General features: G+C 65.9%; 14 protein-coding genes, 1 tRNA gene and 1 pseudogene. 6 read left to right on the top strand and 10 right to left on the bottom strand.

Features of this window, described 5'->3' with window-relative positions; all coding sequences use genetic code 11:
* Positions 1-591 (top strand): annotated as a pseudogene (locus QQ25_RS25880) (GNAT family N-acetyltransferase); the annotation flags it as partial.
* A gap of 7 nt (positions 592-598) precedes the next feature.
* On the opposite strand, the gene QQ25_RS25875 reads toward QQ25_RS25880, so the two are convergent.
* Positions 599-1,051 (bottom strand): Hsp20/alpha crystallin family protein, encoded by a 453-nt coding sequence (locus QQ25_RS25875; RefSeq protein WP_082017690.1) that lies wholly within the window; start codon positions 1,049-1,051, stop codon positions 599-601.
* A gap of 530 nt (positions 1,052-1,581) precedes the next feature.
* Here QQ25_RS25875 and QQ25_RS25870 point away from each other — a divergent pair.
* A complete protein-coding gene (locus QQ25_RS25870) occupies positions 1,582-2,754 on the top strand; it encodes a Cmx/CmrA family chloramphenicol efflux MFS transporter (protein WP_039381951.1) in 1,173 nt (390 codons plus the stop codon).
* Here the strand turns inward: QQ25_RS25870 and QQ25_RS25865 are convergent.
* The 4 genes from QQ25_RS25865 to QQ25_RS25850 form a co-directional block, all read right to left on the bottom strand.
* Complete coding sequence (locus QQ25_RS25865; RefSeq protein ID WP_039382639.1) at positions 2,717-3,589, bottom strand: winged helix-turn-helix transcriptional regulator; 873 nt, start codon at positions 3,587-3,589, stop codon at positions 2,717-2,719. The two genes, QQ25_RS25870 and QQ25_RS25865, sit on opposite strands and share 38 nt — an antisense overlap.
* Positions 3,590-3,629: 40 nt before the next feature.
* A complete protein-coding gene (locus tag QQ25_RS25860; RefSeq protein ID WP_039381949.1) occupies positions 3,630-5,081 on the bottom strand; it encodes a carotenoid oxygenase family protein in 1,452 nt (483 codons plus the stop codon).
* 2 nt (positions 5,082-5,083) lie between these two features.
* The gene (locus QQ25_RS25855) at positions 5,084-6,298 is read right to left on the bottom strand and encodes an acetyl-CoA acetyltransferase (RefSeq protein WP_039381947.1); all 1,215 of its coding nucleotides are present in this window, start codon (positions 6,296-6,298) and stop codon (positions 5,084-5,086) included.
* A gap of 113 nt (positions 6,299-6,411) precedes the next feature.
* The gene (locus QQ25_RS25850) at positions 6,412-6,639 is read right to left on the bottom strand and encodes a hypothetical protein (RefSeq protein ID WP_039324788.1); all 228 of its coding nucleotides are present in this window, start codon (positions 6,637-6,639) and stop codon (positions 6,412-6,414) included.
* A 311-nt stretch (positions 6,640-6,950) separates the two neighbouring features.
* On the opposite strand from QQ25_RS25850, the gene QQ25_RS25845 reads away from it, so the two are divergent.
* Positions 6,951-7,769, top strand: coding sequence for a mycofactocin-coupled SDR family oxidoreductase (locus tag QQ25_RS25845; protein ID WP_039381946.1), 819 nt, complete (start codon positions 6,951-6,953; stop codon positions 7,767-7,769).
* A 77-nt stretch (positions 7,770-7,846) separates the two neighbouring features.
* On the opposite strand, the gene QQ25_RS25840 is transcribed toward QQ25_RS25845, so the two are convergent.
* Entirely contained in the window at positions 7,847-8,560 is a 714-nt protein-coding gene (locus tag QQ25_RS25840; RefSeq protein WP_082017689.1) for a DUF1326 domain-containing protein, read from the bottom strand.
* A 103-nt stretch (positions 8,561-8,663) separates the two neighbouring features.
* Between QQ25_RS25840 and QQ25_RS25835 the strand changes: the two genes are divergently transcribed.
* Entirely contained in the window at positions 8,664-9,101 is a 438-nt protein-coding gene (locus QQ25_RS25835) for a rhodanese-like domain-containing protein (RefSeq protein WP_052236081.1), read from the top strand.
* Between the two features lie 12 nt (positions 9,102-9,113).
* On the opposite strand, the gene QQ25_RS25830 is transcribed toward QQ25_RS25835, so the two are convergent.
* Both QQ25_RS25830 and QQ25_RS25825 read right to left on the bottom strand, forming a co-directional pair.
* Positions 9,114-9,641: a hypothetical protein gene (locus tag QQ25_RS25830; protein WP_039324785.1), complete on the bottom strand. Its 528-nt coding sequence runs from the start codon at positions 9,639-9,641 to the stop codon at positions 9,114-9,116.
* Complete coding sequence (locus tag QQ25_RS25825; protein WP_039324783.1) at positions 9,628-10,569, bottom strand: hypothetical protein; 942 nt, start codon at positions 10,567-10,569, stop codon at positions 9,628-9,630. The genes QQ25_RS25830 and QQ25_RS25825 overlap by 14 nt, the downstream gene beginning before the upstream one ends.
* Before the next feature lie 123 nt (positions 10,570-10,692).
* Between QQ25_RS25825 and QQ25_RS25820 the strand changes: the two genes are divergently transcribed.
* On the top strand, positions 10,693-10,992 hold the full coding sequence (locus QQ25_RS25820; protein WP_276014599.1) for a hypothetical protein: 300 nt from the start codon (positions 10,693-10,695) through the stop codon (positions 10,990-10,992).
* Between the two features lie 40 nt (positions 10,993-11,032).
* Here QQ25_RS25820 and QQ25_RS25815 read toward each other — a convergent pair.
* Positions 11,033-11,108: transfer RNA gene (locus tag QQ25_RS25815), tRNA-Arg, on the bottom strand.
* Positions 11,109-11,158: 50 nt separating this feature from the next.
* The gene (locus tag QQ25_RS29870) at positions 11,159-11,791 is read right to left on the bottom strand and encodes a TetR/AcrR family transcriptional regulator (protein ID WP_052236080.1); all 633 of its coding nucleotides are present in this window, start codon (positions 11,789-11,791) and stop codon (positions 11,159-11,161) included.
* Between the two features lie 70 nt (positions 11,792-11,861).
* Between QQ25_RS29870 and QQ25_RS25805 the strand changes: the two genes are divergently transcribed.
* Positions 11,862-15,107, top strand: coding sequence for an arabinosyltransferase domain-containing protein (locus QQ25_RS25805; protein WP_082017688.1), 3,246 nt, complete (start codon positions 11,862-11,864; stop codon positions 15,105-15,107).
* Positions 15,108-15,112 lie beyond the last annotated feature (5 nt).

Here is a 15,112-nt window from a genome sequence, read left to right as displayed (position 1 = left end):
GTGAGCGAGTTCGTGTCTCCGGTGGAGTTGACCGGGCAACGCTGGGTGACGCTGGAGCCGTTGACCTCTGAGCATGTTCCCGAGATCGACGCTGCCGCGGCCGACGGTGAGCTGGGCTCGCTCTGGTACACGATGACGCCGCAACGTGGCGGTGCCGCCGAGTGGGTGCAGCGCATGTTCGAGTTGCGAGCTTCCGACCACGGCGTGACCTTCGTGGTGCGCGACCTCGACGGCAAGCTGGTGGGTTCGTCGAGCTACCTGCACGTCGACGGCCCCAACCGGCGGCTGGAGATCGGGCACACGTGGTACACCGCTGCAGCGCGCCGCACGGGCGTCAACGCCGAGACCAAACTACTCATGCTCGGCCATGCCTTCGACGAGTTGAATTGTGTGGCAGTGGAATTCCGCACGCACTTCTTCAACTTCACCAGCCGGGCGGCGATCGAACGGCTCGGAGCCAAGCTCGACGGGGTGCTGCGCAGCCATCAATTGTCGCCTGACGGCTCGCGCCGTGACACCGTCGTCTACTCGATCTTGGACATCGAATGGCCCGCGGTGCGGTCCAACCTGAAGTTCAGGCTGGACCGCCGCGGCGGGATCAACTGTCCGCGTCGACAGTGGTGGTTTCGATCGACTTGCGGTCGGCGCCATGGGCCACCTCGATCTTGCGGGGCCGGGCACGTTCGGCCATCGGGATCGTCACGGTGAGGACACCGTTTTCATACGTGGCTGAGATCGCCGACGTCTCGATCCCCTCGCCGAGCGACAGCTGGCGTCGGAAGTTGCCGAAGAACCGCTCATTGGTCAGCCATTGGGCGGATTCCTCGGAACGGGCGGTCCGATGCGCCGAGATGGTGAGGGTGCCGTTGTCCACATTGACGTCCACCGAGCCCGGATCGACGCCCGGAAGGTCGGCCGTCAGGACGTAGTGGTCCCCGATCTTGCAGAGGTCCATGGGCATGAACCTGGGTGTACGTGTTGACCCTGAATCACCTGTCAGCAAACTCCTGGTCAACACATCAAGGTCGCTGAACGGATCAAAACGAAGCACAGCAATTCACCTCCCGTAACGTCTCAGAGCCCGCCACCCTGGCAGGCAGCCAATCACTGTGCAACGCCGATATTAGCACTCGACGTAGGAGAGTGCCAGAATATTTTTGGTGTGTTTTCGACTGGTTTGTGCATGTCAACTTCCTGGAATCGGGTGTGGCCGGTACGCCGGCGCGATGGCCATGGTGTGACGGCGGCCGTCGCGCCGTACGAATTCGGCCCCCGCTCTCCATCCCCGGACAGACCTGTCCCCGCGTGTGCGCCTGACAGTCGCCGGCTCGGGTCGGCACCGACGTCAGCAACCTCTTTTTAGAGGCTCACAGTGAGCGCCGCGAAGTAAATTCGGTTGCGCGCCCGTCCCGGGCATTGAGTAGGGTGGCGGCATGTCGAGCCCTGAGGCGCACGAGTTGGGGGCTTTCGGTCACACCGTCAGCCCCCTGAATCACTGACTCTTCGGTTCTTTCGCGCCGGTCGGGTGCTGGCCGTGGTGACGAGACGTCTCCTGTCCGTTCTCTTGCCTCGGAGTCCTCGATGCCTCTTGCTCTGTACCTACTTGCCGTGGCGGTCTTCGCCATGGGCACCTCGGAATTCATGCTCGCCGGACTGGTTCCGGACATCGCCGTCGGTCTCGGCGTCACAGTCGGCGCTGCCGGCCTACTCACCTCGGCTTTCGCCGTCGGGATGGTCATCGGCGCGCCGGTCATGGCGGCACTCGCCCGCCGGTGGCCCGCCCGGACGAGCCTGCTCGGCTGCGTGGTGATCTTCGGGCTCTGTCACGTGATCAGTGCGGTGATGCCCACCTTTTCGGTCCTCTTCGTCACCCGGGTGATCGCCGCGCTTGCCAATGCGGGATTCCTGGCAGTCGCGCTGAGCACCGCCACCACACTGGTCGCGCCGGATCGCAAGGGGCGGGCGCTGTCGGTGCTGCTCGGCGGTACGACGGCGGCCACCATCGCGGGCGTGCCGGGCGGGGCGATGCTCGGTGCGCTGTTGGGATGGCGCGCGACGTTCTGGGCGATCGCGTTGCTTTGTGTTCCCGCCGCTCTCGGCATTCTGCACGGGATTTGCGGTCGCTCGGAACTGAATTCGAGCCGCGTCGGTGATGCCCCTGCGCTCAGTGCCGAGCTGGCTGCACTCAAGACACCGGCCCTGGCATCGACGATGCTGCTGGCCGCCCTCGTCAATGCCGGCACATTCGCCACCTTCACATTCTTGGCGCCCATCGTGACCGACACCGCCGGTATGGGAGAGCTTTGGGTGCCGGTGGCGTTGGCGATCTTCGGGTGCGGCTCGTTCATCGGCGTGACGGTGGCCGGCCGGTTCTCGGACCGTCGTCCCCGGTTGATCATCGCGGTGGGCGGCCCGCTGTTGCTTCTCGGCTGGATCATGTTGGCCGCCTTGGCGGCTCATCCGGCGCCGTTGCTGTTCCTGGTCTTTCTCCAGGGAGTCTCGGCCTTCGCCGTCGGGAGCACACTCATTGCCCGCGTTCTGTACGCGGCGTCCGGCGCCCCGACGATGGGTGGCTCGTATGCGACGGCGGCGCTCAACATCGGGGCCACCTGTGGTCCGGCGTTGGCCGCAGCCTCGCTGGGCGCCAGGGTGGGAAACCTCGGCCCCGTGTGGACCACCGTTGCCCTGACCGCACTCGCACTGTCGGCGGCACTGGTCATGGCGATTCGACGGCGGACACCGTCGCGCCGGTGAGCCGATCTCCGCAACCATCGCACCTGAGCACCGGGGAGAAGGCGTGCCCGGGACCGTTGTGCGTGAGGATCACGGCGGGGCCTTCGACGGCCGGGAACGACCGCTGCGCCCAGGCCAGTGCCGTCACCAGCACGGGTAGGAATGCGGACCCTTTCGACGTCAGCCGGTATTCGGGGCCGCCGTCGGAGGTGGAGAGAATTCCGTTGTCCCGGAACGTCTGGAGGCGGTCGGCGATCGATGCCGGCGGAGCGGCCAGCACCCGTTGGAACTCGGAGAACCGGCTGGTGCCGGTGAACGCTGCCACCAGGATGGCGAACGCCCACCGGTTTCCCAGCACGCTCATGGTCTGGGGGAACAGACCGGACGGGGAATCGCGCCGATCATCCTCGGAGCGTCGCCGGGTCTTCACCGCGGGCAGCGATCGCCGCCACCCGCCACTGGGTCCCCACGCGGCGGTCACCTCACCGGAAGTGGTTGGCGCCCCGCACTCTCCGCACGTCAGAACCGGCGTGAAATCCGCGCCACAGGCCAGGTGACGCATCCGGGGCAGTGACTCACGATGCTCGGAAACCCAGTGGCGTTCCCACTCCCAGATCGACACCAGCACCGGCCACAGCGCCCGCCCGCGCGGCGTGGTGAGGTATTCGTCCCGTGGCGGGCGCTCCTGATAGCGGTGACGTTGCAGCAGACCGTCTTCGGTGAGAGAAGCCAGGCGGCGCGTCAGTACCGAGTTGGAGATCGGCAGCCTGGTTATGAACTGCCCGTAACGGGTGGCGCCCAGCAGGGCCTGTTGCATCACCAGCAACGTCCATTCGTCGCCGGCGAGCGCCAGCATCTGCCCGACGGCGTTCGTGGCGCCGCCCGGCAGTGCTGCGTCAGTCACGCACCAGCCAACGACGCAGCTCGTCGCCCGGCGCCCAGGTGGCGTGGGTGCCGCTGGAAACACGTTCCGGCAGAGCGAGTTTGCACACCGGGCCATCAGTAACCCGGGCCGCGTCGAACACGAGGCAATAGGATGCGTCGTCGTTCATGTCCGTGGTGATGGTGACCAGGTAGCCGTCGTCCTCATCGCGGCTGCCCACTCGCGGGGCCATGGCCGTCTCGCTGCCGTACACCCCGTCCTCGAAGGCATAGCGTTGTTCGGAACCGGTGTGCAGGTCGTGGCGGACCAATCCATCGAACAGGAACCAGCCCGGCTTGCCCGTGGCGGCATAGGCGTAGCGGTAGTCGCGTCCGGCGTGGCGGGAGTTGATCATGCCGAATTCGGTGATGCTGTCCGACAATTGCTCCTCCCGGGTCTGCCCGGTGACGAGGTTGAACCGCCAGCGGTGCAGCCTGGTCTGCATCTTGTCGAGCGCCAGTGCGGGTGCCGCGTTGCCCTGGAAGAATCCGTCGAGCACGATCTCGTCGCCGTCCTCGAAGGCGTTGGTGAAGTGCAGCACGTAGGTGGGATCGGCCTCGAACCACTTGACGTCGGCGGCCGTGCCGCGTCGGGGGAGGACCGCGAACCGGGACGGCATGTCGCGGTGCAACTTTGGCAGGTGCACATTGTTCTTCAGGAACTCGGCGTCCCAGAACAGCGGAAAGTCGTTGAGAATCACGTAGTTTTCGGTGAATGCCATGTCGTGGGGCAGCCGCGGTCCGGGCAGTTCTACGTCGATGTAGTGCACCAGCCGGTTGTCGGCGTCCACCACGCCGTAGTGCATGTAGGGCGCCTGCTTGCCGTAATTGAAGAACAGCAGTTCACCGGTGGCGTCGTCGGCCTTGGGGTGCGCCGATACGCCCCAAGCGGTGGGGAAGGCTCCACCCCAATCCTGCTTGCCCAGCGTGTCTCCGGTGTAGGGGTCGACGCGGTAGAGGTCGCCGCACTGGTAGAAGCTGGTCAGCGCTACGCCACGATGCACCGTCACGTCGGTGCTCGAGGCGTCCTTCATCAGCGTGCGGGCGCCCCAGCCGTGGTCGCGCCGGGCCAGTTCGACGGGCTCGGCGATACCGGGCCACAGCGGCCCGCCCGCCTCGTTCTCCGCCAGGAAGCCGTCGGTGCGGATGAACCTGTTGCGGTAGAACGCTTTTCCGTCGCGGAAGCCGACGATGTGCAACATTCCGTCCCCGTCGAAGGGATGGTAGGTCTGCAACGCCGGATGCAGCGGGTTCTCGGTGTTGCGCAGGTAGACGCCGTCGAGGTCGGAAGGGATCTCACCGTCGACGACCCGTAGGTCATCCGCGTCGAATTCAGTGGTCTGCGGACGCCACGCCCCGGTGCGGTAGGGGTGGGTGTCATCCTCGGGCAGGGTGGACAGGAATTTGGTCACGATCTCGGTGTGCATGCCTACTCCTTGCCTGCCGTGACGACGAAGCTGACAGTGGTTGAGGTGCTGCCGCCGAAGTTCAAGGTGCCGAAGGTCTTTGCGTTCTCGATCTGATACGCCCCCGCGTCGGCGCTGACCTGTTTGGCGGCGTCGAGCAGCATCCGCACTCCGGAGGCACCGACCGGGTGGCCGCCACCGATGAGGCCGCCGCTGGGATTGATCGGCAGCCGGCCCCCGATCTCGATCTCGCCGTTCTCGATGGCCTTCCAGGATTCGCCGGGACCGGTCAGCCCGATGTGGTCGATGGCGAGGTACTCGCTGGGGGTGAAGCAGTCGTGGACCTCGAACCCGTCGACGTCATCGAGAGCCACCTGGGCCCGGTAGAAGGCATCGAGCACCGCGTCACGGACATGTGGCAGCAGATAGGGATCATCGGCGCTGTGGTCAAGTTTCTGGCGCAGACCGAGGCCGACGGTGCGGTGGCCCCAGCCGTCGATGCGGGCGATCGGCCGGGCGTGTGGATGCGCGCGCAGAAAGCTGTCGCTGACCAGCACCAGCCCCGCTCCGCCGTCCGTCATCTGGCTGCAGTCGAAGCGGCGCAGCCGGCCTTCCACCAACGGATTGGTCGCATCGTCATCCTCTATCGGGTCGGGCACCGTCCAGCCCCGGGTCTGGGCGTTCGGGTTGGCCCGGGCGTTGCGAAAGTTCAGCGCGGCGATGGCACGCAGATGCTCGGCGTCCAGGCCGTAGCGCCGGTCGTACTCGTCGGCGACGTCGGAGAACATCGACGGCCAGACGAACCTGGTGCCGTCGGCTTCATAGCCGGTCCAGGCAGCGGTGCCCAGGTGGGCCGCCGCGGTATCGCCGGGCACTGTCTTCTCCAGCTCCACTCCGATGACCAGGGCACTGCCGTACGCGCCTGAGCGCAGGTCGGCGACGGCCGCCAGGATCGCGATGCTGCCCGACGCGCATGCGGCCTCATGCCGGGAAGCGGGGGTGCCCCACAGGTCGGGATGCACCGTGGCCGGCATGGCACCGAGGTGGGCCTGGCCGGCGAACAGTTCACCGAAGGCGTTTGCGACATGCACGACGCCGATGCCGGCGGCGTCGACGCCGGCGTTGTCCAACGTGCGGTCGACGACCTCGCGGGTGAGGCCGGCGAAGTCGACATGCTCACGAGTGAGATTGCGCGCGAAATCGCTCTGATAGCCGCCGAGAATCCAGACGTCCTCCATGGCGGCGACGCTACTACAACTAAGAGAGCGACTCGAGATCCTGAAACGAATAACGCCGTGGCGGAAATCCATCCTTGGATCCCGCCACGGCGTTACCCGTGGTTAAAGCCGAATCAGTCGTCGTGCCCGTGGCCGTGGCCACGACCGTGCCAACCGTTGTCCCACCCGTTCCAGCGACCCCAGCCGGGACCTTCGACGCAAGCCTGTACGTAGCCGTACGGACCGGTTGCGCAGATCTCGGGACCAGCCGATGCCGGCGCTGCACCCGCGACTGCCACGCCGACCGGCACGGCCAACGTACCCAGCCCGACTGCAGCGGCTTTGATCAGTTTCGAACGCATCTTTCTCGCCTCCGGGTTGTTAGCTGTGTGTGAGCTGAAGACCCCCGTCTGTAGATAACATTAGTACAACTCACGATATTCCTGAAAACCCCCTGGGACCTCACGGTGCAGCGGATTTGCTCTCAAGGAACTCTCCCCGGTCAGGCCATTGCATTCATTTGCCGGGCCGAAGAAGGCTCGCTGACGACTTCTCGGTGTGTTGCCAGCCGGGTTGTGTGACACGTGAGTCCGGTGGTGCGACGGTGCGCGTCGACGAGTTTTGCCGCCGCTCGTGGTCTGCATCTGTAGGCCGAACTACAGGAGGGGTATTCGTGGGAGCGCTGGATGGCAAGACGGCTCTGGTGACCGGAGGGGCCCGCGGGCAGGGAAGAGCGCATGCCACGACGCTGGCGCGCGAAGGCGCCGACATCGTGGTGTGCGACATCGTCGCGCCGGTCGAATCGGTCGACTATCCGTTGCCCACACCGGCGGATCTGGAGCGGACCGTGCAGGAGGTGTCCGCGCTCGGGCGGTGCTGCCTGGCGGTGACCGCCGATGTTCGCGACCTGGCGGCCATGCAGTCAGTGGCGAATGCCGCAGTCGCGCAGTTCGGCGGAATCGACGTCGTGCTGGCCAACGCCGGGATCGCCAGTAGCGGCCCGATCGCAACCATGGACGAGCAGCGGTGGCAGACCATGATCGACATCAACCTGACCGGGGTGTTCAACACCTTCCGGGCGGTGCTGCCGCATCTGATCGAGCGTCGGGCCGGGCGGATCGTCGCGACGTCGTCGATTGTGGCGGGTACCGGAGCCACCAACTCCGGTCACTATGCGGCGGCCAAGGCCGGGGTGGTGGCGCTGGTGAAATCGGTCGCATATGAGGTTGCCGAGTTCGGCATCACGGTCAATGCGGTGCTGCCGTCCGGGGTGAATACCCCGATGATCCACAACCCGGCGACCTACAAGATGATCCGGCCGGATCTGGAGAATCCGGGCCTCGACGATGTCGAGGAGATGTTCGCCCAGGGGAGGCCACGGCCGGGTTTGCTTGAGCCGCAAGACGTCGCCGATGCGGTGCTGTACCTGGTGTCGGATCGGGGCAGGCTCAAGACCGGGGAATCCATGATCTTGTCGAACGGATTGAACTGACGCACTTCCGGCGAAGCGTCGTGGCCCGAAGCCGGGCGGAGGCTTCAGGTGCCTCCGCCCGGCTTTCGGTCACCGACTCAGCAGCCGCAGGTGCAGGAGGCCTGTGCTTCCGCGTTCGCCGCGCCGGAGCCCGCATCCGCGGACCCGGGTCGCCAGTCGAACGGGAAGTGCTTACTCGAGTCACCGCTGTGCTCATGTGACCAGTCGAAGCCCACGGCGTAGTCCTCCTTGACGACGCCCCAGGTCGCGACCTGGCCCGGACCGACCTCGGCGCCGGGGGCATTGGTTGTGGTCACCCGGCGATTCGGGTCGGCCGTCGGCCCGGTCAGGGCTTCCACCCGCAGGTCGACCTTGCCGGGAATCTCGGCACGCCAGAAGGCCAGATCATCGGCGGCCTCGAAAGTGATCGGCGCGTATTCGATGCCACGCAGTTCCTCGATCAGGCTGGCGAATTCGGCCGGCCAGCCGCCTTCCTTGCCGGTGAAGATGCGCTCGAGTGCATCACGCTGAGCCGCGTCACCCTTTTCGTCGATGTAGAACATGAGCTTCATCGTCGCGTTCGGATCGCCGATCCACATGTTGCCGGCGAACTCACCGAGCGCGATCACGGTGAGGCCCGCCAAATCGGTATCGCCGTAGTGTCCTTCGCGGACATGCCAGACCAGGGTGAACAAGCAATCTCCGTGCGTCGGCTCCTGAGCGAAGCTGCACGGGCAAGGCAGCTTGCAGCTGCACACGTCGAACCATTCTCCGCGCAAATGCCAATCGACCTGCGTCGAGGAAGCTGTCATCGTCCCGCTCCTTTCGTTGATACCCCTAGGGGGTATGTGACACGGCGACCGTAGCACTGGCGAAGTGCCACGTGCAAGTACCCCCTAGGGGTATGATTTCGGCATGTTCAAGCGGATGTGCTCAGGAGGGGCGGCCATCGTCGCCGCGGTGGCTCTGGCGTCGTGCGGCGCATCAACCGACCGGCCGTCTGCCGGTTCCCTCGAATCCGGCGCGGCGAACATTGCGCACCATCGACTGGTCGATGCTGACGAATTCGCCACCACCATAGGAGAATTCGACACGCTGACGGTCAACGTCCACGTGCCTTACCAGGGCGACATCCCCGGTACCGACCTGTCGATTCCATTCGACCGGGTCGCCGAGCAATCGGACCGGCTGCCCAGCGATCGCGGTGCCACGATTGCGATCTACTGCCGAACCGGACCCATGAGCGCGACTGCCGCCGAGACCCTGAAGTCGTTGGGCTATACCGATGTGGTCGAACTGGACGGTGGCATGAAAGCCTGGCAGGCCAGTGGGCGTTCCCTCGTGGGCAACTGAGCGCCCTGCGGTTTATCCGTCCGACGACAACGCGAGCAGGCGCCGCAGGATCCACACGACCCGCGCCAGCGACGCCACGGCCGCGACAGCTGCGACGACGATGGCCGCCTGAATCCACCAATAGCCGTCGTCGAGATTGGCGTCGGTGGTCAGCCCGACAAGCGCTGCGGCGAACAACGTGAACAGGGTCGGCAACGCCGCGACGAATGCGGTGCCCACCCTGCGTTTGTCGTCGGCGGGTAGGAGCTTGTCGACCGTGGTCATCGGAGCGCGCAGCAGGTTGACCAGAATGGAGATGCTGGTCAGCGTGAACCCGCCCATCGTCGCCGCCACCGTCGCGACCACCTGATACACGGTGCGGCGGGTGTCGTGCGGAACCTCGGTCAGGGCCCACGGCAACCAACCGGCCCGCCCCAACGCCAGCCACCCGCTGACCACGACCAGGGCGAGCAGCCAGTCCACCCACTGATGGCGAACCCAGTTGTGCTGCAGCCTTTCTCGCAGGCTGAACGGTACGACCGGGCGTTTATTCGCGTTCATCGCCGGGCGCTTCTATGAAGGTGTCGGCATACGGTGCGGGTGCACCGGGAACCGCCGCCACAGCCGACAAGAGATAGTCATGGTTGCGAGTCAGCGACTGCCGCAACAGCTCTCGCGCATATGCGGTTGACCGGACCGGATCGTTCAGGCGGTCGGCATCCACCACGGTCCGCTCCACGAACCTGTCTTCGAGAAGGTCGACCGACTGTGGGGTGCCACTGATGGACCCGACGACGCGCGCACTCTCGAACTCCGACAGCGCGCCGGAGCCCCGTAGGTTGTCGACCAGCTCGCGCAACCGCCGGCGGATCGCATCCTTCTGGGCCCCGGTACCCCGACGGCCCACCGAGATTCCGATGCGGACGACACCGTCCTGGGCCAGCGCGCGGGCCCCGTCGAGCGCCTGAACCCAGTCGCCACCCACCAGCTCGCGGTTGATGCGAGTCGCCGGGATGGCGACGTCGATCCTGGACACGCTCATCTCATCGAGCGCCTGGTCGAGGTTCTGGGTCAGTACCGGCTCGATCCCGACCTCGATCTCGAGCTTGTGTTCCAGATAGTCGACGAGCCGCCGCGCCCGCGGGCCGTCACCGCTTGTCAGCATGGCAACGATGTTGCGCTCACCGAACAGACAATATGTCGGTTCCAGCAGACCCTCGTCCGGGGTGAGACCGATGGCCCGCCGGGCGCCGGCCGCGCTACCGATGCTGGGCAGGTTCTCCCGACGCACCTTGTCGAGGATCATCATCCGGCTGTCGTCCGTGCCGTGGGCGATGAGCAGCATCCCGTCGGGGCAGCGGCGGTAGCGGTTGAGGCCGTCGGCCTCGGCCCGGGTGAGCCGATGCACCACCTGCTCGGCCGGAAACTCACCGGCCAGCGGAGTGCCGTCCGGCTGCAGAAGCCGCCAATACTGCACGGTGCGGTTCACTCGTCATCCCCCTCAAGCGCCAATCTGCTGCTGACGCTACTGGCGCTCGCCGACAAAATCGGGGAAGAGTGACCTTCGCGCAACGGGGACGTCATTCGAACATATGATCGATACGTGGGCGATATGCAGGCCATCGGATACGGCGGTCAGCCGGTCCGCGACGTGTTCCGCGTCGTCCGGCCACCGGCCACCGTCCTGATCGATCTGGTGGCTTTGTTTCCCCGCGAGCCTCACTCGCTCGGCCGCTATCACCCGTGCGGCATCCAGATGGCGCGAGTCGTCGAAGGCAGACTCACTTGCTGGGCGTTGTGCGAGCAAGGCCAGTGGTGGGGCCTGGTCACCTACGCCGTGCGGTACGGCGCCGAGAGCAAGACCGTCACGCACTGGGTTCCGGCGTGGGTGCTCAGGCCCAAGGCGACGTGAGGCAAATGGCGGTGGGGGACCCGACGTCATACAACGTGCTTGGTGCCCCCGGCAGGATTCGAACCTGCGACACCGGCTTTAGGAGAGCCGTGCTCTATCCCCTGAGCTACGGGGGCGAGGGACCTATCGGAATAGGTGTCGAAAAAACCCACAGGGACGATTCATGCTAGTCGGCGGGCGGCGAATCGGTGGCATCGGGGGAGCCCGCTGGGTCTTCGGCATCGAACGGTGCGAGCAGGAATTCGTCGACGAATCTGGCGAAGGTGTCGTCGACGAAGGCCGGATCGGGAGCGGTGAAGAACTCGATGATGAAGCCCTGGAACGCCGCCAGCGCGATACGTGAACGGGTTTCGGCGACGTGGGCAGGCATACCGAGTGCTTGCAGGCGGGCCTTGGAGTTGCGGGTCAGCAAGGACAGTGTGTCCCAGGTATATTCGCGATAGGCGCTGTCGACCCCGCATGCGGCACCAAAGACCTGCAGCACGATCCGGAGACTGTCTCGGCGTTCACCGCGCGTGCACGCATACCAGTCCTCGAAGCACCATTTTCGGTGCGCTGCAATCGAGTCCGGAAGATCTAACTCCTCGGTCCGCGGTATCGCCGCACGCTGCTGGCGGTTCAGGACTTCGAGGGTGAGGTGCTCCTTGCTGCCGAAGTAATAGACCAGCATCCGAGCGCTGGTTCCCATCTGCGACGCAAGCTCGCGCAGCGAGGTATCGACCACGCCGGTGCGCGCCAAGATCGCGCCCGCAGTGGCCAGTAGTTCTTCACGTTTGGCGTGGTCGAACGGCCGCGGCACACTTGACTGTAACAGTTGCTTCGGATACTGATGGTGCGGTGCGCGCGAACACGAGGGCCGGGGTGGCCCGGTGAGCCTGGTGCGCGACGCCACCTCTGTCGCCGACGGTGCACCCGTTGACGGGCCGGCGGCTCAACCGCGCCGACCATTACGGGTGACCCGATGGGTGGCGATCGTCGCCGGGCTGGTGGGGTTTGTCGCCAGTGTCCTGATCCCGGTGCTGCCGGTCGTGCAGACCACCGCGACGCTCAATTGGCCTCAAGCCGGGCAGCTGGGCAGTGTCACCGCACCACTGATGTCGTTGACGCCGGTATCGATGACCGCTTCGGTGCCGTGCACCGTGATTCGCGAGATGCCGAATGCGGCTGAGCTGGTGTTGGGAACGGCGCCGGCGGCCGGCAAACAGGCCATGCTCAACGGATTGTTCGTGACGGCCACCGCACAACGCGTCGACGTGATCGCACGCAATGTGGTCATTCTCAGCGTGCCACGCAACCGCACGGCGGATCCGGCCTGTCAACGGCTCGACGTGTCCTCATCGACGGCGGGCACGTTCGCCACGGTGAGCGGACTCACCGATCCCGACACTGGCACGACACTGCGCGGCGGATACGCCGACCCGAACCTACGGCCCCAGATCGTGGGGGTGTTCACCGATTTGGTTGGTCCGGCCCCGCCCGGACTGACCCTGTCCGCGACGATCGACACCCGCTTCACCAGCTCGCCGTCACCGCTGAAAACGGTGGCGATGCTCGCCGGAATTCTGGGCACTGTCGTTGGGCTGCTGGCATTGTGGCGCCTGGACCGTCTCGACGGGCGCCGCGGGCGCCGACTCGTTCCCGCTCGTTGGCGCTACTTCAACGGGGTGGACGCGACCGTGATCGCGGTGTCGGTGTTCTGGTTCGTCGCCGGCGCGGGGTCCTCGGATGACGGCTATCAGTTCGGCATGGCGAACACCGCCAGCCATGCCGGCTACATGGCGAACTACTTCCGCTGGTTCGGCAGTCCCGAGGACCCGTTCGGTTGGTACTACGAACTGATCGCCGCCATGACCCATGTCAGCCACGCCAGCCTGTGGTTGCGTCTGCCGGATCTGATCTGCGCGTTGGTGTGCTGGCTGCTGCTCTCCCGTGAAGTGCTGCCCAGGCTCGGTCCAGCGGTGGCAGGCAACCGCGTGGCGGTGTGGGCGGCCGCGCTGGTGTTCATCGCAGCGTGGATGCCGTTCAACAACGGGCTGCGGCCCGAAGGCCAGATCGCCACCGGCGCTCTGATCACCTACGTGCTCGTCGAACGCGCCATCATCACCCGCCGTGCCACCCCGGTAGGGCTCGCGATTGTCGTCGCCGCATTCACGCTCGGGATCCAGCCCACGGGGATCATCGCTGTCGCCGTCCTGCTGGCAGGCGGGCGCCCGATCCTGCGCATCATCGTCGCCCGCGCGAAAACGGTTGGGATCTGGCCGGTGCTGTTGCCGCTGGCGGCGGCCGGGGTCGTCGTACTGACGGTGATCTTCGCCGACCAGACCATCGCCGCGGTGCGCGAGGCCACGGCACTGCGCACCACCATCGGCCCCGCTCAGCCCTGGTACACCGAGAACCTGCGCTACTTCTATCTGGTGTTGCCGACCACCGACGCCGCCCTGTCTCGGCGTTTCGGAATTCTGATCACGATGGCGTGTCTGTTCCCGTCGATACTGTTGTTGTTGCGGCGCAAGCGGATTCCGGGGATTGCCACCGGCCCGGTGTGGCGGTTGATGGGTGTCATCTTCGCCACCCTGTTCCTGCTGACGTTCGCGCCGACAAAGTGGATCCACCATTTCGGGCTGTTTGCCGCCGTGGGCGCCGCCATGGCCGCGGTGGCGACCGTACTGCTGGGGCCGACGGTGCTGCGGTCGGCGCGCAACCGGGTGGCCTTCGCGGCGACCGTAATTTTCGTTCTCGCTTTGTGTTTCGCATCCACCAATGGCTACTGGTACGTATCCAGCTACGGAGTGCCGTTCAACGACAGCAGTCCGCACTGGGGGCCGGTCACCGCCAGCGCCGTCCTTTTCGCCTTGAGTCTGCTGACCGCCGGCTATGCCGGTTGGTTGCACATGGCCGCGCCGACGCGTCCCGAAACGCGGTTGATCCGCGTCGTGACTACCGCACCCGTGCCGGTCGCGGCGGGGCTCATGGTGGTGGTATCGGCCGGCTCGATGCTGACCGGAGCGATCAAGGAGTACCCCAGCTACTCCAACGGGTGGGCCAACCTGCGCGAGCTGGCCGGCGGGTGCGGGCTCGCCGACGACGTCCTCGTCGAACCCGACCCCAACATCGGCTTCCTGACCGCTCTGCCCGGACGGTACGGCGCACTGGGGCCGCTGGGAGGTAGCGAATCCATCGGCTTCAGCCCCGACGGAGTACCCGAACACACACTGGCCGAGGCGATCTGGCAGAGCCAGCCCAAGTCCGGAACCGATTACGACTGGGATGCCCCCACCGCCTTGGACCGGCCCGGGGTCAACGGGTCCAGCGTCGTGGTGCCCTACAACCTGGATCCCGCGCGGGTACCGGTCGCGGCCAGCTTCACCGCCGGCCCCCAACAAGTCAGCACGTTGACCTCGGCGTGGTATCAACTGCCTGCTGCAGACAAAGACCACCCGCTCGTGGTGATCACCGCCGCCGGCACCATCACCGGAAACAGCGTGTTGTCCGGGCACACCGCAGCGCAAACCGTTGCCCTCGAGTACGGGACACCCGGACCCGACGGCGCCCCGGTGCCCGGTGGCCGGCTGACCCCATATGACATCGGCCCGCAACCCGCTTGGCGTAACTTGCGTTTCCCCCGCGCCGAGATTCCCGCCGATGCCCGCTTCGTCCGGGTGATTGCCGACGACCGTTCACTCAACGTTGGTGACTGGGTGGCCGTCACACCACCGCGAATGCCCGAATTGCGGTCGGTGCAAGAGTATTTGGGGTCCACTGAACCGGTTCTGCTGGACTGGGCCGTGGGATTGGTGTTCCCTTGCCAGCAACCCATGCTGCATGCCAATGGTGTCACTCAAGTCCCCAAATACCGGATTTCCCCGGACTACCCGGCCAAGGTCGAGATGCCCGACACCTGGCAGAGCGGTGACAACGGCGGTCCGCTGGGAATCACCGACCTCCTGTTACGCGCTCAGGTCATGCCCACCTATCTGTCCCGGGACTGGGGACGAGACTGGGGCTCCCTGCGTCGCTTCACCCCCATCGTCGATGCGCCCGAAGCCAACCTCGACCTCGGCACCGCCACTCGCAGCGGCCTGTGGAATCCGGCGCCGATCCGCATCGGACCATGAACGGC

Origin of the sequence: Mycolicibacterium setense (assembly GCF_000805385.1) — a bacterium.
Taxonomy (GTDB): domain Bacteria; phylum Actinomycetota; class Actinomycetes; order Mycobacteriales; family Mycobacteriaceae; genus Mycobacterium; species Mycobacterium setense.
This window is presented reverse-complemented; position numbering and strand designations above follow the sequence as displayed.

Excerpts from the sequence above, each read along its gene's own strand:
- QQ25_RS25870 (WP_039381951.1), top strand. The coding sequence starts at position 1,582 with ATGCCTCTTGCTCTGTACCTACTTGCCGTGGCGGTCTTCGCCATGGGC.
- QQ25_RS25865 (WP_039382639.1), bottom strand. The coding sequence starts at position 3,589 with ATGCTGGCGCTCGCCGGCGACGAATGGACGTTGCTGGTGATGCAACAG.
- QQ25_RS25860 (WP_039381949.1), bottom strand. The coding sequence starts at position 5,081 with ATGCACACCGAGATCGTGACCAAATTCCTGTCCACCCTGCCCGAGGAT.
- QQ25_RS25855 (WP_039381947.1), bottom strand. The coding sequence starts at position 6,298 with ATGGAGGACGTCTGGATTCTCGGCGGCTATCAGAGCGATTTCGCGCGC.
- QQ25_RS25850 (WP_039324788.1), bottom strand. The coding sequence starts at position 6,639 with ATGCGTTCGAAACTGATCAAAGCCGCTGCAGTCGGGCTGGGTACGTTG.
- QQ25_RS25840 (WP_082017689.1), bottom strand. The coding sequence starts at position 8,560 with ATGACAGCTTCCTCGACGCAGGTCGATTGGCATTTGCGCGGAGAATGG.
- QQ25_RS25835 (WP_052236081.1), top strand. The coding sequence starts at position 8,664 with ATGTTCAAGCGGATGTGCTCAGGAGGGGCGGCCATCGTCGCCGCGGTG.
- QQ25_RS25830 (WP_039324785.1), bottom strand. The coding sequence starts at position 9,641 with ATGAACGCGAATAAACGCCCGGTCGTACCGTTCAGCCTGCGAGAAAGG.
- QQ25_RS25820 (WP_276014599.1), top strand. The coding sequence starts at position 10,693 with ATGCAGGCCATCGGATACGGCGGTCAGCCGGTCCGCGACGTGTTCCGC.